Genomic DNA, 13,730 nt, shown 5'->3' on the forward strand with positions numbered 1-13,730 from the left:
TCGGCGAGCGGATCATGCAATGTCCGGCCCTGGCGAGACCGGCTGCGGGCGGAAAAACACCCGTTCGCGAATAGGGCCGACGGCGATTTCTCCCGCTTGCTGATAGCCCTGGCGCTGGTAGAACGCCAGGGAATGCGCATTTCCGGTGTTGAGTACCACGCCTGCGCAACCAGGTGCTTCGGCGCACCATTGATGCACAGCTTGTAACAATTGTTCGCCGTAGCGCTGCCCCTGGAATTGCGGCTGCACCCCGAGCAACGACAGTACATGCACCTTGCCCTGGGGCAGGCAGGTCGCCAAGGCAGCCTGAAAATCCAGATAACGGCGGGTACAGCCTACGCCCGTACCCAGGACCATACGCAGACGCCATGCCCAACTGTCGACCACACCCAGGCGCCGGGTCGGCGGCACGATCAGCGCCACCCCGACCAAGCGGTCATCGATCAGCAAGCCAATGGCAGGCAGCTGCAAGTGGAAATGCTGGCCTACCCAGGCCCGCAACATTGCCCGCAGGCGTCGCTCGTAGCCCGGCCGCTGGGCTTCGAGCACATAGGCGAAAGTAGGGTCATGGCGGTAGGCATGGTAGAGCACTGAGCGGACCTCGCCACGATAACCGTCATCCAGCTGGCAGATGCGAACTGGCTCGGCGTTGACGTCGGGCATTGCGAGATCCTTTTGAAATTACCGTGATGTAGCGGAGCAAGCGCCGTGCCATACATCGTGTCTTCGGTACATTAGCAGCGCAGGCCGGAAGGTGCCATGCTGGCAGCGGGGGCGGATGTCGGATAGCATCCCAATTTTTGTCAGGATTGTCTTTTCATGAAGATCGTCTCGTTCAACATCAACGGCCTGCGCGCGCGCCCGCACCAACTGGCGGCGCTGATCGAAAAGCACCAGCCGGACGTGATTGGCCTGCAGGAAACCAAGGTCAGCGACGATCAGTTCCCGTTGGCTGATGTCCAGGCCCTGGGTTATCACGTGCACTACCATGGCCAGAAGGGCCACTACGGCGTGGCCCTGTTGTCGCGGCGCGAACCGCTGGACCTGTTCAAGGGCTTCGCCAACGACGAAGAAGATGCCCAGAGGCGTTTCATCTGGGGCACCTTCGCCGACGCGCACGGCACGCCCATCACCGTCATGAATGGCTACTTCCCGCAGGGCGAAAGCCGCGACCATCCCACCAAGTTCCCGGCCAAGCAGCGCTTCTACAGCGACTTGCAAGGTCTGCTGGAAGCCCAGTTCCGCAGCGATCAGCCGCTGCTGGTGATGGGCGACATGAACATCTCGCCCCAGGACTGCGACATCGGCATCGGCGCGGACAACGCCAAACGTTGGCTGCGTACCGGCAAATGCAGCTTCCTGCCGGAGGAGCGCGAATGGCTGGAGCGGCTCAAGGGTTGGGGGTTGGTCGACAGCTTCCGACACCTGCATCCTGAAGTGGCCGACCGCTTCAGCTGGTTCGACTATCGCAGCCGTGGGTTCGAGGATGAGCCCAAGCGGGGGCTGCGGATCGACCTGATCATGGCTTCCCAAGGGCTGGTACCACGGCTCAAGGCGGCGGGTGTCGATTATGAACTGCGCGCGATGGAGAAGCCTTCCGATCACGCGCCGATCTGGCTGGAGCTCGCTTGAGCCTGTAGACGATGTCCGCCGCAGCGGCTTAAGCGAACAAGCAGGCTTTACTGTAAAAGCCTCTGGATCTGTTCGCGCAGGCTGTCCAGGTCGAACGGCTTGGCCAAAATGGGTGCCGTGCGCGCAATCGGGCTTTGGCTTTCAAGGATCTCAGCTGGATACCCGCTGATGAAGATCACCTTCAGGTCAGGCCGCAACTTGACGGCCGGCTCGGCGATGTCCACCCCCGAGATCCCGCCTGGCAGGCGAAAGTCCGTGACCATCAAGTCCAGGTGCGGCTTGCTCGCCAGGATGGCGAACGCCTGCTCGCCGTCCTCGGCCACCAGTACGTGGTAGCCCTCCCCGGCGAGGTAATCGCGCAGGATCATGCGAATCGCCGGTTCATCCTCGACGACCAGTACCACATCTTGTGCATCTTCACTCATGACTTCGCCTTGGAATTCAATAGGTTGGCCATCAGACCCCAGGCTCAGGCAGAGGTTGCCTGCGCCTGGTCGCTTTGCAGTCGTGCAGCCGCCAACGGCAGGCACAGGCTGAAGGTTGCACCCTTGCCTTCCTCACTGTCGACCCGGATATGCCCACCATGGGCCTGGACGATCTGCTCGGAAATATACAGCCCCAACCCCAGCCCCCCACTGGCCTGCTGCGCCGCGACCCGTTCGAACTGTTGGAAGATCCGCTGCTGATTGGCGGCACTGATGCCGATCCCCTGGTCCTGGACCTGTACCCAAGCCCTACCACCCTGCTCGAACACACGAACTCGCACCGGTCGCCGTTCACCATAGCGCAGCGCATTGGACAGCAGATTCGCCACCACCTGCTCGATACGAAATTCATCCCACTCTCCCGGTAACGCCTCACAGCGCTCCAGTTCGATATGGGTGTCGAAGGCTGCGGCCTGAGCGGTGAAGTTCTCCACCAGCCCCCGCACCAACTGACCGAGGTCGAAAGCCTTGGGCCGTATCGACAACTTGCCGGTGCGGATGCGCGAAACATCGAGCATGTCCTCGATCAGGCGGATCAGGCTGTTGATCTGGCGCTCGTCACGCTCGACCATGGCCTGCAGGCGATCCGGGGTAAAGGCGTCGAGGTTGCCCTTGGCCAGGTGCATCTTGCGCAGCTGGGTCTCGAGGATCAGGCCATTGAGTGGCGTGCGCACCTCGTGTGAGACGATCGACATGAAGTCGTCACGCATGCGTACCGCGCGCTCGAGCTCACCCCGCGCCACCTCGAGCTCGGCCAGCAATTGCGCCTGCTCCTGGCGGCTGTGCTCAAGGGCCTCCAATTGACGTCCCAAGGCCTTGCGCTGGCGGAACAAGTCGACGAACACCGAGACCTTGCTCTTGACCGCCAGGGTATCGAGCGGCTTGTGCAGAAAATCCACCGCACCGCTCTCATACCCTTTGAAGGCATAGTTCATTTCACGGGCTGCGGCGCTGACGAACACAATCGGGATGTTCTTGGTCTTCTCGGTGCCACGCATCAGTTCGGCCAGCTCGAAACCGTTCATGCCCGGCATCTGCACATCGAGGATGGCCAGGGCGAATTCATGCTCGAGCAACAGCGACAGCGCCTGTTCGGCAGACTGGGCCTGGTGCACTTCACGGTCCTCACCCTGGATCAGGGCACGGAGGGCCAGCAGGTTTTCCGGCAGGTCGTCGACGATCAGCAGTTTGGCGATGATATTGCTTAGCATGCGCTGGGTTCCAGGGTCGCGAGCAGTTGCCCGATACCACTCAGGGAAAGGATATGGTCGGGCCGGTGCAGGGCCAGTGCGGCCTCCGGCATCAGTGCGACCTGTGCGTCGCGGGGGTCCTGGACCACGGTCCGGCCTCCGCTGTTCTTGATATGAAGCAGCCCCTGGGCGCCATCTTCGTTGGCCCCGGTGAGCAGCACGCCGAGCAGGCCAGGGCCGTAGGCATCGGCCGCCGACTGGAACAGGAAATCGATCGCCGGACGAGAGAAATGCACTGCCTCCTCCTGGCTCAACGACAGGCTGCGGTCGCGCTCCACCGACAGGTGGTAGCCCGGCCCGGCCACATAGATCCACCCAGGCTCGATACGCGCTTTGTCGCAGGCCTCGCATACCGGCCGACGCAGCCGCCGCTGCAGCACCTCGGCCAGTTGGCTGTGGCGGTCGTCAGGCAGGTGCAGGACACATAACACCGGGATGGCAAAGCGCTCCGGCAGTGCGCCAAGCACCGCGAACAACGCCGCGACGCCACCCGCCGAGGCGCCGATGACCACCGCCTGTACACCGTTCATGACTTACGGTAGATCCGTTCGGGCCGCATCAGTGCCTCGAATCGGTCGCTGTAGACGGAAAAATCCACCGATTCCTTGCTGCCCAGGACCAGAAAGCCACGGTGACACAACGATTCATGGAACAGACCCAGGGCGCGATCCTGCAACTGCTTGTTGAAATAGATCAGCACGTTGCGGCAGGACACCAGTTGCGTCTCGGAGAACACGCTGTCGGTGGCCAGGCTATGGTCGGCGAAGGTCACGTTGTCGCGCAGGCTGCTGTCCATGATGGCGTTGCCGTAGGCTGCGGTGTAGTACTCGGCGAAATCCCGGCGGCCACCGGCCTGGCGGTAGTTTTCGGCATAGGCCTGCATGTCGTGCATCGCATAGATGCCTTGCTTGGCCTTTTCCAGCGAGTACGGGTTGATGTCGGTGGCATAGAGGATGGTGCGCTCGAGCAACCCTTCCTCGCGTAGCAGAATGGCCATCGAATACACCTCCTCGCCCGTACTGCAGCCTGCGATCCACACCTTGAGCGACGGCCAGGTGCGCAACAGCGGCACCACTTCATTACGCAAGGCGAGGAAGTGCCCAGGGTCGCGGAACATCTCGCTGACCGGGATAGTCAGGTACTGCAGCAGTTGCATGAACATGCTCGGGTCGTGCAACACCCGCTCCTGCAACGCCGAGATCGTGGGGCAGTCGAATTGCCGCACGGCATGCAGGATCCGGCGCTTGATCGAAGCGCCGGAATAGTCGCGGAAATCGTAGCTGTACTTGAGGTAGATCGCCTCGATCAGCAGCCGGATCTCGATGTCGGTACTACGTTCGCTAGTCAAATTCGCTCCAGTTGTGGCAGCCAGACACGGATCAGCGAGAACAGCCGTTCCAGCTCGATCGGCTTGGCCAGGTAATCGTTGGCACCGGCCTGCAGGCAGCGCTGCTGGTCGTCCTTCATGGCCTTGGCGGTCACGGCGATGATCGGCACTTTGCGCCAGCGGGGTTGCTGGCGAATCAGCCGTGTCGCCTCGTAGCCATCCATCTCTGGCATCATCACGTCCATCAACACCAGGTCGATATCCTCGTGCTGTTCCAGCCGTTCGATGGCCTCGCGCCCGTTACGGCCGATCTCGACAATGGCACCTTTATGCTCGAGGGCACTGGTCAAGGCGAAGATGTTGCGCACATCGTCGTCGACCAGGAGGATCTTGCGCCCTTCGAATACCTTGTCGCGGCTACGTGCGGTCTTGAGCATGCGCTGGCGTTCATGGGACAGCTGCGCTTCGACTTTGTGCAGGAACAGCGTGACTTCGTCGAGCAGGCGCTCCGGCGAGCGAGCCCCCTTGATGATGATCGAGTGGGAGTACTTGCGAAGCTCGGCCTCTTCCTCGCGTGTGAGGTTGCGCCCGGTGTAGACGATCACCGGCGGGAAAGCACGGATCTGTTCGCAGGTCATGCGCTTGAGCAGCTCGTCGCCAAGCATGTCCGGCAGCTTCAGGTCGATGATCATGCAGTCGTAGATGTTCTCGCGCAACAGCGTCAGGGCGTCCTGGGCCAAGGCCACGGCAGTGATCTCGATGTCGTCGTCGCCGATCAGCCGGGCGATGCTTTCTCGCTGCAGGTCGTCGTCTTCCACCAACAGGATGTGCTTGAGCTTCTGGGTCAGCTTGGCCTCCAGCCGGCTGAACACCGCCTTGAGCTCCTCACGGCTGGTGGGCTTGACTGCATACCCCACGGCACCCAGGTGCATGGCGGCCTCCACGCGGTCCTCCACCGAGATGACATGCACCGGGATGTGCCGGGTAGCGGCCTGCTCCTTGAGCCGCTGCAGCACCGTCAGGCCCGAATGGTCCGGCAGACGCATGTCCAGCAGGATGGCATCCGGCGTGTACTGGGCGGCCAATTCGTAGCCCTCGTCCGCACTTTGCGCCACCAGGCAGCTGTAGCCCAGCTCGTGGGCCAGATCGAAGAGGATGCGGGCGAAGTTCGGCTCGTCCTCCACCACCAGGATGGAGCGGCTGGCAAAGGGCGCGTGCTCGCGGTCGTCGGCGAAGGCTGGCCCCCGGGGTGCCGGCGGCACCGGCGCAGCAACCTGGGCCACCGGTTTGGCAACTTGCGGCACCTGGGCCTCGGCCGGTGCGCCTTCGTACTGTTCAGGCAGGGTCAGGTTGAATGTACTGCCCTGCCCTGGCGTGCTCTGCACCGTGATCTGCCCGCCCAGCAGGCGCGCCAGGTCTCGGGAAATCGACAAGCCCAGACCGGTACCACCGTAGCGTCGATTGCTGGTGCCATCGACCTGGTGGAACGCCTCGAAGATCGCCTGTTGCTGGTCGGCCGCAATGCCGATGCCGCTGTCGCGCACGCTGAAGCACACGCCCCGGCCGGCCTCGTGGCCGATGGTCAGGCTGACCTGGCCATGCTCGGTGAACTTGATCGCATTGGACAACAGGTTCTTGAGGATCTGCTCCAGGCGTTGGCGGTCGGTGAACAGGGTCGCCGGCACCTGCGGCTCGACCTGCACCGCAAAGTCCAGGCCCTTGTCCCGGGCCAAGGGCTCGAACATGGCTCGCACCCCCTCCACCAGCCCCTCGACCTGGGTGACCTGGGCGCGCACATCGAGCTTGCCGGCCTCTACCTTGGCGATATCGAGGATGTCGTTGATCAGGTTGAGCAGGTCGTTGCCGGCCGAATAGATGGACTCGGCGAACTTCACCTGTTCATCGCTGAGGTTGCCCTCGCCGTTTTCCGCCAAAAGCTTGGCCAGGATCAGCGAGCTGTTGAGCGGCGTACGCAGTTCATGGGACATGTTGGCCAGGAACTCGGATTTGTAGCGGTTGGTGCGCTGCAGGTCTTCTGCGCGAGCCTGCAGTTCCAGCTGCGCCAAGTTCAGTTCGCCGTTCTTGCGGTCCAGGGCGTCGGTGCGCTCGGCCAACTGCTCGTTGGTCTGTTCCAGCTCCGCTTGTTGGGTCTCCAGATGCGCCTGGGACTCCTTGAGGATACGCGATTGCTCCTCAAGCTCCTCATTGGCGGTCTTGAGCTCCTCCTGCTGTACCTGCAGTTCTTCGTTGAGCTGCTGGGTCTCGGCCAGCACTTCCTGAAGGCGTTGGCGGTTGCGTGCGCTTTCGATGGAGATCCCCAGGTTACCGCCGACCTGCTGCAACAGCTCCGCATCACGCTCCTGCAGGGGTCTGAGAAAGCCCAGCTCGAGCACACCATTGACCTGCCCGTCATCACTGGTCGGCATCAGCAACGCGCTGCGCGGCAGGCCATCGCCCAGGCCCGAACTCAAGCGCAGGTAATCGGCGGGCAGGTCATCCAGGCGCAGCGGGCGGACCTGGCGGACCACTTCCGCCAGCAACCCGTCATGGCTGGCCACTCGCTCGCCGCGGGCTTGCTGCTCGGCGCCCAGGCCGTAGCTGGCCACACGCACCAGCTGCCCTTGTTCGTCGCGCACATAGAAGGCGCCGACCACACTGCCCAGGTACCCGGCGAAGAAGCGCAGGATGTTGTCGCCGAGCATGGGCAGGGTCAGTTGCCCAAGCACCTGCTCCGCCAGTTGGGTCTGACCGTTGCGCAACCAGGCTTGGTGTTCCAGGCGTTCAGTGGCCTGTCGCTGGGCCTGCAGGTTCGCCACGTAGCTCTCCGACAGCGCGAGCAGGTCGCGGCGGCCGAGATAGGCCAACAGGGCTGTCAGGGCCACGATGAACAGCACGAACGCGCTGCTGAGCAGCACCGTCACGGTACTCACGGTTTCGTTGCGGGCCATGCGCAGCTGCTGTTCGGCTGCGATCAGGTCGTCGTATTCCTTGCGGATCCCGTCGCTCAGGCGTTTGCCGCGGCCATCGGCGATGGCGATCTGGTAATCGCCCTGGTTACGGCGCAAGGCAATCATCTCGGCACCGAAGTCGTTCCAGGCCCGTTGCAAGGCGATCAAACGGTCGATGCGCTCAACCTGTTGCGGGTTGTCCATCACCATCGAGCGCAGCGCCTGGAGGCTGTTGAAGATCCGCGGCTTGGCCACCTCGTAGGGATCGAGGAAACGTTCCTCCCCGGAAATCAGGAAGCCGCGCATACCTGTTTCCATGTCGATCGCAAGCTTGGCTGTCTCGTTGGCATTGCCGATCACCCGATCGGTGTGCTCGACCCATTGCATGGCCGAGAGCAAATAGTTGATCACCGCGACAAACGCCACGGCCCCCAGCAGGCCTACGCCAAGGGGCAAGCCGACATTGCGGCGCAAGAGCTTGCGAAAGCTCTGCTGGTCCATAGAGGCTGCTTGAATCATTTGAAAACGCCCGCGCGAAAAGTATCCATTGGGTGGGTGGCCGCTGCGCCACCGGTTCATAGCGAGTCTAACCAGCTTTACCGGCTCTGGCAGGGCACTTAGCCAGTATTTGAAGGCTACTTGCACCAATCGTTCCATCGATGTGCAGGGCCCGTTATGCTGGGGAACTTCTGCTGCCCGCCGGGGCACCCAATAAAGACCACCCCATGAACAGGATCCACACAATGCAGCTACTGGTAGTCGAAGACGACGACATCGTACGCATGCTGATAGTCGAAGTGCTCGGCGACTTGGGCTATACCGCGATCGAGGCCGACAGTGCCGCTGCCGCCTTGGCAGTGCTCGAGGATCGGAGCCGGGACCTGGCATTGCTGATGACCGACGTGGGCCTGCCGGACATGCGCGGCGAGGACCTGGCTGCCAAGGCCCGTGAACTGCGTCCAACGCTGCCGGTGCTGTTTGCCAGCGGTTATGCCGAAACGCTGAATGTGCCAGAGGGGATGCACATGATCGGCAAGCCGTTCGGGATCGACCAGCTTCGGGACAAGGTCGTGGGAATACTCGGGGCGCCCTGAGGTTCGACGCGATACCTTCGGAGCCTGTGAGACGCCGCGCGGGCGGCGCTCGATCTCACAGGCTCCTCTACCTTCCTGCTTACACCCCTCTACACACGCAAGCCAAGAAAAAAGCACTGTGCTGCCGCGCCTAAAAAGTTATAAGATAACATTTCAATTCAACGACAGACCCGCCCGCCTCCAATCATGACAAGCGCCTGCCCCACCCCCACCCAACTCACCCAGCGCCTGCAGAGCATCGATGCCCTGCGCGGCCTGGTGATCCTGTTCATGCTCCTGGACCACGTCCGTGAAACCTTCTTCCTGCATCGCCAGGTCAGCGACCCGATGAGCATCGATGCCACCGAACCCACCCTGTTCATCAGCCGTACCCTGGCCCACCTGTGCGCACCGGTCTTCGTTCTGCTGACCGGCCTCTCGGCGTGGCTCTATGGCGAAAAGCACCAGGGCCGCGGCGATGTATCGGCCTTCCTGTTCAAGCGCGGCCTGTTCCTGGTGGCGCTGGAATTTACTCTTGTGAATTTCGCCTGGACCTTCCAACTGCCGCCGACCGTGATCTACCTACAGGTGATCTGGGCCATCGGTGTCAGCATGATCGCCCTGTCGCTGCTGGTCTGGCTCCCCCGCCCGGCGCTGCTGGCTGTCGGTATCACCCTTGTCGCCGGGCACAACCTGCTCGATGGGTTGCACTTCGAACCCGGTTCGGCCCTGCATGTTCCTTGGGCGATCCTGCATGACCGAGGCTGGCTGGAGCTCAACGAACATCTGCGCCTGCGCACCTCCTATCCGGTATTGCCATGGATCGGCGTGATCGTGCTGGGCTATGCCCTGGGCCCCTGGTTCGCCCGGGGCAGCGATGCCGGGGCTCGCCAGCATCGCCTGCTGCTGCTCGGTATCGGCGTGCTGCTGGGGTTCTTCGCCCTGCGCCTGTTCAACGGCTATGGCGAGGCACCATGGAGCGGCTACCCGACCGCGACCCAGACCCTGATGAGCTTCTTCAACATCACCAAGTACCCACCGTCGCTGTTGTTCCTGGCCCTGACCCTGGGCCTGGGCCTGCTGTTGCTGCGAGCCTTCGAACGGGCCGGGCAGGCACGCTGGATCGGGGTGCTGGCAGTGTTCGGCGCAGCGCCCATGTTCTTCTACCTGTTGCACCTTTACGTGCTGAAGCTGTTGTACCTGGCCAGCGTCGCGCTGTGGGGCCTGAACCAGGGGGACTATTTCGGCTTCGAGGGCATCGGGGCGGTCTGGCTTGGCGCGCTTGTGCTCGCCATCGCATTGTTCCTGCCGGTGCGCGCATTCGCCCGGCTCAAGGCCCGCCGCCGCGACATCGCCTGGCTCAAGTACTTCTAAGGCGGCAGGAGCCCAGCCCCATGCATGCCTGCATCAATTCCGGGCCTCGGCAGTCGCTGCGCGTCGCCCTGCTGCTGCCGCTGCTCGGCGCCTCGCCCGTGGCCTTGTCGGAATCGGCCCAGGCGCAGTCCGACGGCTTTATCGAAGACAGCACCTGGAGCTTGCTCAACCGCACCGTGTTCGACCAGCGCGACTATCGCCATGGCGGCCGTAACGGTGCAGCCCGCAATGCCTACAAGCCACGCAGCGAGCGCAGCGGCAAAGCCGAGGAATGGGCCTATGGCCTGATGGGGACCTTCCAGTCCGGGTTCACCCAAGGGGTGCTGGGCGTCGGTGTCGATGCCCACGCCTACCTCGGCGTACAACTGGACAGCGGTGGCGGCCGTGCCGGCAAGGCGCGCCTGCTGGCCTTGGACAACGACGGCCACCCCAAGGGCAACTACAGCCGTGGCGGCGCGGCGCTCAAGCTGCGGCTGGCCGACACCGTGCTGTCCTACGGTGAGCAACGGGTGAAGACACCGGTGTTCAGTTCCTCCGATAGCCGCCTGCTGCCCGAGACTGCCACGGGCCTGTTCTTCACCAGCAGCGAGATCGACACGCTCAAGCTGGTGGCCGGCCATTTCAACGAAAACACCGACCGCAATGCCTCGAGCCATGACCAGGGTTTCGCGGTGAACTACTCGAACGCACGCCAGGGCGACAGCTTCGACCTGGCAGGCATGGTGTGGACCCCGAACAGCGCCGTTAACGCCAGCCTCTATACCTCGCGTTACGCGGATACCTGGCGTCAACATTACCTGGGCAGTACCCTCAGCCATGCCCTGGATGAACACAGCAGCCTGAGCCTGGAACTGAACCTGTACCGTACCACCGATACCGGCAAGACCTTGTCCGGGCGTATCGACAACACCACCTGGAACCTGCTCTCACGCTATACCCACGGCCCGCACACGTTCAGCCTCGGCTGGCAGCAGGTCGATGGCGATACACCGTTCGACTATGTCACCCGCGGCGCGATCTACCTGGGCAATGCCGTGCAGCTGTCCGATTTCAACGCACCCAACGAGAAGTCGTGGCAAGCGCGCTATGACCTGAACATGGCAACCTTCGGCATCCCCGGCTTGAACCTGGCGGCCTTGTATGTGCGCGGGTTCGATATCGATGGCAGCCACACCGACCCGGCCGGCGGCTACGCCTACCTGGGCTACGGCAAGGGCGGCAGGCATTGGGAGCGAGACCTGGAAGCGCGGTACGTGGTGCAGGACGGCGCAGCCAAGGGCATGGCGTTCTCGGTACGGTACGACGTCCACCGTGGCAATACTGCCCAGGCGGAGCTGGATGCCGATCAGATACGCCTGGCCGTGGAATACCCGTTGGGTGGCGGGCGCTGAGATCTTCAGTAAACTGACCGCCAGACCAACCCAAGGCCCGATCGATGCCCCGCCCTCCCAGACGCCTGTTCCCGATGCTCCTGCTCGCAGCCCTTGCCGCTTGCGACCAGGCGCCCAGCCGCGAAGAAAAGATCCTGGCCAACCTGCCCCTGCAGGAGGCCTACGAGCACAACATCGACAAGATCGCCGCGCTGCTCGCACCCAAGCACCCCGGCCTGTCCGAGGAACAGATCCAGGCCGTGGTGCGCAAGCACCTGACCGTCGAAGATCAACGCCAGGACCTGTTCAAGCTCTACAGCGAGACGCACTTCAACGATGCCGAGTTCGACCTGATTGTCACCGCCACCCAGGATCCCGCCAAGGCCAGGGCGCTGGAGGAAACCGAACAGGGCAGGCAGTTGAGCGAAAAGCTCACCGCCCTGATGCGTGAAAGTGCCAACGATGAGAAAGCCCAGGCGCTGGCCGAACAGCGCATGCAGCAGGTCGAGCAGGACCTGCTCGAACTGGAACAGACCAAGCGGTGAACGCCCTGCGCTGCCGCTTCTGATGCCCCATGGCCACCACTGTGCAGAACAGGTAAGGTTGTCACTCTTTCCCGCTGTTGAGGTCAGGATTGCCACACGCCAAGAAAGGCCTGCGCCTGGATCTGCGCACGTTGATCCTCATCCTGTCGGCGCTCACCGCCACGGTGATGCTGTTGACCAGCTATTTCGCCAGCTATCGTGTGCAGCGCCAGTTGCTGATCGATCATGCGCTGGAGGCCAACAGAGTGTATGCCGCCAAGCTTGCGGCCATCACCGAGACGTTCGTTGGCAATGCCCTGCAGCAGCTGGCTTTCAGCGCTACGGTCCAGGCCCGGCAACTGGGCGATGCGCAACTGACGCAAGCCGAGACCGAACGTGTGCTGCGTCAGAGCCATGCCTTCAACTCGGTGTACCTGGTCGACGCCCAAGGCGTGCTCCGGGCCATTTCCCCTGCGCCCCTGCGCAAGGTGCTGGGCACCCGCCTGCACACTCCGGGCGCGGTGCAGGCACTGCAAGCGCGCAAGACGCTGATCTCGACGCCCTTCCTTTCAACCGCCAACAATCTGGTGGTGATGCTGTCGCAGCCGATCTTCAGCGCCGACGGTCAGTACCTGGGCTATGTCGGCGGCAGCTTGTACCTGCGCGAGCACAACATCCTCAACAGCCTACTCGACAAGCACTTCTACACGAATGGCGCCTATCTCTACGTGGTCGACCGTAACCGCCGCCTGCTCTACCACCCTGACACCCAGCGGGTGGGCACAGTGGTCAGCGGCAACGCCCTGGTCGATCGGATCGCCACCCTGGGCAACGGCACGCAGCAAGTGACCAATAGCCATGGCGTGGAGATGCTTGCAGGCTTCGCCACGGTGCCCAGCACCGGCTGGGGCATCGTCGCCCAGCAGCCACTGGCCCAGACCGTGATACCACTGCGGCGGCTGATTCTCGATGTGGTCGGGATCTCCGTGCCCTTGGCCCTGGTGGGCTCGCTGGTGCTCTGGTTGCTGGCCCTGGCCATCACCCGCCCGCTGCGCCAGCTAGCAGCCGCCGCACGCACACTGGACAGGGCCGGCACGGCGGAACGCCTGCACCAGGTTCGAGCCTGGTACTTCGAGGCCGCCGAACTCAAGCGAGCGCTGCTGTTCGGCCTGAACCTGCTGCAGGAACGCATCGGCCGACTCAACCGCGACGCCCAGACCGACCCGCTCACGGGGCTGGGCAACCGCCGGCGCTTGGAGTTCAGCCTCGCGCTGATGGAGGCCGAGGCGCACGGCTTTTGCGTGGTTGCCCTGGATATCGACCACTTCAAGCGGATCAACGACAGCCACGGCCATGATATCGGCGACCAGGTGCTCAAGCGCCTGGCCGAATTGATGCGCCGCTGCTGCCGTGAGGGCGATGTGCTGTGCCGAACCGGTGGCGAAGAGTTCCTCATCCTGTTGCCCAAGGCCAGCCTGGAAGTGGCGACAGCCGTGGCCGAACGCCTGCGCAAGGGCGTGCAGGACACGCCGATCGAGCCGGTGGGTGCCATTACCCTCTCGCTTGGGGTCGCCCGCTGGGACGCGCAAGGGGATGAAACCCCGGCCGATGCGCTCAACCGTGCCGACCAGGTGCTGTATACGGCCAAGCAGGCCGGGCGCAACCGAGTGGTTGCCCAGCTCGCCCGCTGAAGGGCGGCCTGTTCCGTCCGTCAGGGCGTCGGCACCGTGCAAACCCAGGCACACTC

The 13,730-nt window shown here is 63.2% G+C and carries 12 protein-coding genes; 6 read left to right on the plus strand and 6 right to left on the minus strand.

The annotated features are described in order from the left end of the window. Positions 1–12: 12 nt before the first annotated feature. Entirely contained in the window at positions 13–663 is a 651-nt protein-coding gene (locus AC1MHZ_RS21650) for a GNAT family N-acetyltransferase (protein WP_084856874.1), read from the minus strand. A gap of 156 nt (positions 664–819) precedes the next feature. Between AC1MHZ_RS21650 and xthA the strand changes: the two genes are divergently transcribed. Further along, on the plus strand, positions 820–1,632 hold the full coding sequence (xthA, locus tag AC1MHZ_RS21655; protein WP_084856873.1) for an exodeoxyribonuclease III: 813 nt from the start codon (positions 820–822) through the stop codon (positions 1,630–1,632). Positions 1,633–1,679: 47 nt separating this feature from the next. Here xthA and AC1MHZ_RS21660 read toward each other — a convergent pair whose 3' ends face one another. Genes AC1MHZ_RS21660 through AC1MHZ_RS21680 form a run of 5 tightly spaced genes read right to left on the minus strand, consistent with a single transcriptional unit; the run spans position 1,680 to position 8,161 of the window. Then, entirely contained in the window at positions 1,680–2,057 is a 378-nt protein-coding gene (locus AC1MHZ_RS21660) for a response regulator (RefSeq protein ID WP_084856871.1), read from the minus strand. Positions 2,058–2,101: 44 nt separating this feature from the next. Continuing rightward, positions 2,102–3,328 carry a hybrid sensor histidine kinase/response regulator gene (locus tag AC1MHZ_RS21665; RefSeq protein ID WP_084856869.1) on the minus strand — a complete coding sequence of 409 codons (1,227 nt, stop codon included), beginning with the start codon at positions 3,326–3,328 and terminating at the stop codon, positions 2,102–2,104. Then, positions 3,322–3,897, minus strand: a complete 576-nt coding sequence (locus AC1MHZ_RS21670; protein WP_084856867.1) for a chemotaxis protein CheB — start codon at positions 3,895–3,897, stop codon at positions 3,322–3,324. The genes AC1MHZ_RS21665 and AC1MHZ_RS21670 overlap by 7 nt, the downstream gene beginning before the upstream one ends. After that, positions 3,894–4,715, minus strand: a complete 822-nt coding sequence (locus AC1MHZ_RS21675; protein ID WP_084856865.1) for a CheR family methyltransferase — start codon at positions 4,713–4,715, stop codon at positions 3,894–3,896. Before AC1MHZ_RS21675 ends, AC1MHZ_RS21670 begins: the two co-directional genes overlap by 4 nt. Beyond that, positions 4,712–8,161 (minus strand): response regulator, encoded by a 3,450-nt coding sequence (locus AC1MHZ_RS21680; RefSeq protein ID WP_482966904.1) that lies wholly within the window; start codon positions 8,159–8,161, stop codon positions 4,712–4,714. Before AC1MHZ_RS21680 ends, AC1MHZ_RS21675 begins: the two co-directional genes overlap by 4 nt. 224 nt (positions 8,162–8,385) lie before the next feature. Between AC1MHZ_RS21680 and AC1MHZ_RS21685 the strand changes: the two genes are divergently transcribed. From AC1MHZ_RS21685 to AC1MHZ_RS21705, 5 genes are all read left to right on the plus strand, one after another. Further along, positions 8,386–8,736 carry a response regulator gene (locus AC1MHZ_RS21685; protein ID WP_084856862.1) on the plus strand — a complete coding sequence of 117 codons (351 nt, stop codon included), beginning with the start codon at positions 8,386–8,388 and terminating at the stop codon, positions 8,734–8,736. A 186-nt stretch (positions 8,737–8,922) separates the two neighbouring features. Continuing rightward, a complete protein-coding gene (locus AC1MHZ_RS21690; protein ID WP_084856860.1) occupies positions 8,923–10,089 on the plus strand; it encodes an acetyltransferase domain-containing protein in 1,167 nt (388 codons plus the stop codon). 20 nt (positions 10,090–10,109) lie between these two features. Continuing rightward, positions 10,110–11,480, plus strand: a complete 1,371-nt coding sequence (locus AC1MHZ_RS21695; RefSeq protein ID WP_084856858.1) for an OprD family porin — start codon at positions 10,110–10,112, stop codon at positions 11,478–11,480. A gap of 44 nt (positions 11,481–11,524) precedes the next feature. After that, positions 11,525–12,004, plus strand: coding sequence for a hypothetical protein (locus AC1MHZ_RS21700; RefSeq protein ID WP_084856857.1), 480 nt, complete (start codon positions 11,525–11,527; stop codon positions 12,002–12,004). An 89-nt stretch (positions 12,005–12,093) separates the two neighbouring features. Next, the gene (locus AC1MHZ_RS21705) at positions 12,094–13,674 is read left to right on the plus strand and encodes a sensor domain-containing diguanylate cyclase (RefSeq protein ID WP_084856855.1); all 1,581 of its coding nucleotides are present in this window, start codon (positions 12,094–12,096) and stop codon (positions 13,672–13,674) included. Positions 13,675–13,730: the final 56 nt, after the last annotated feature.

It is taken from the genome of Pseudomonas sp. FA-1 (genome assembly GCF_056856075.1).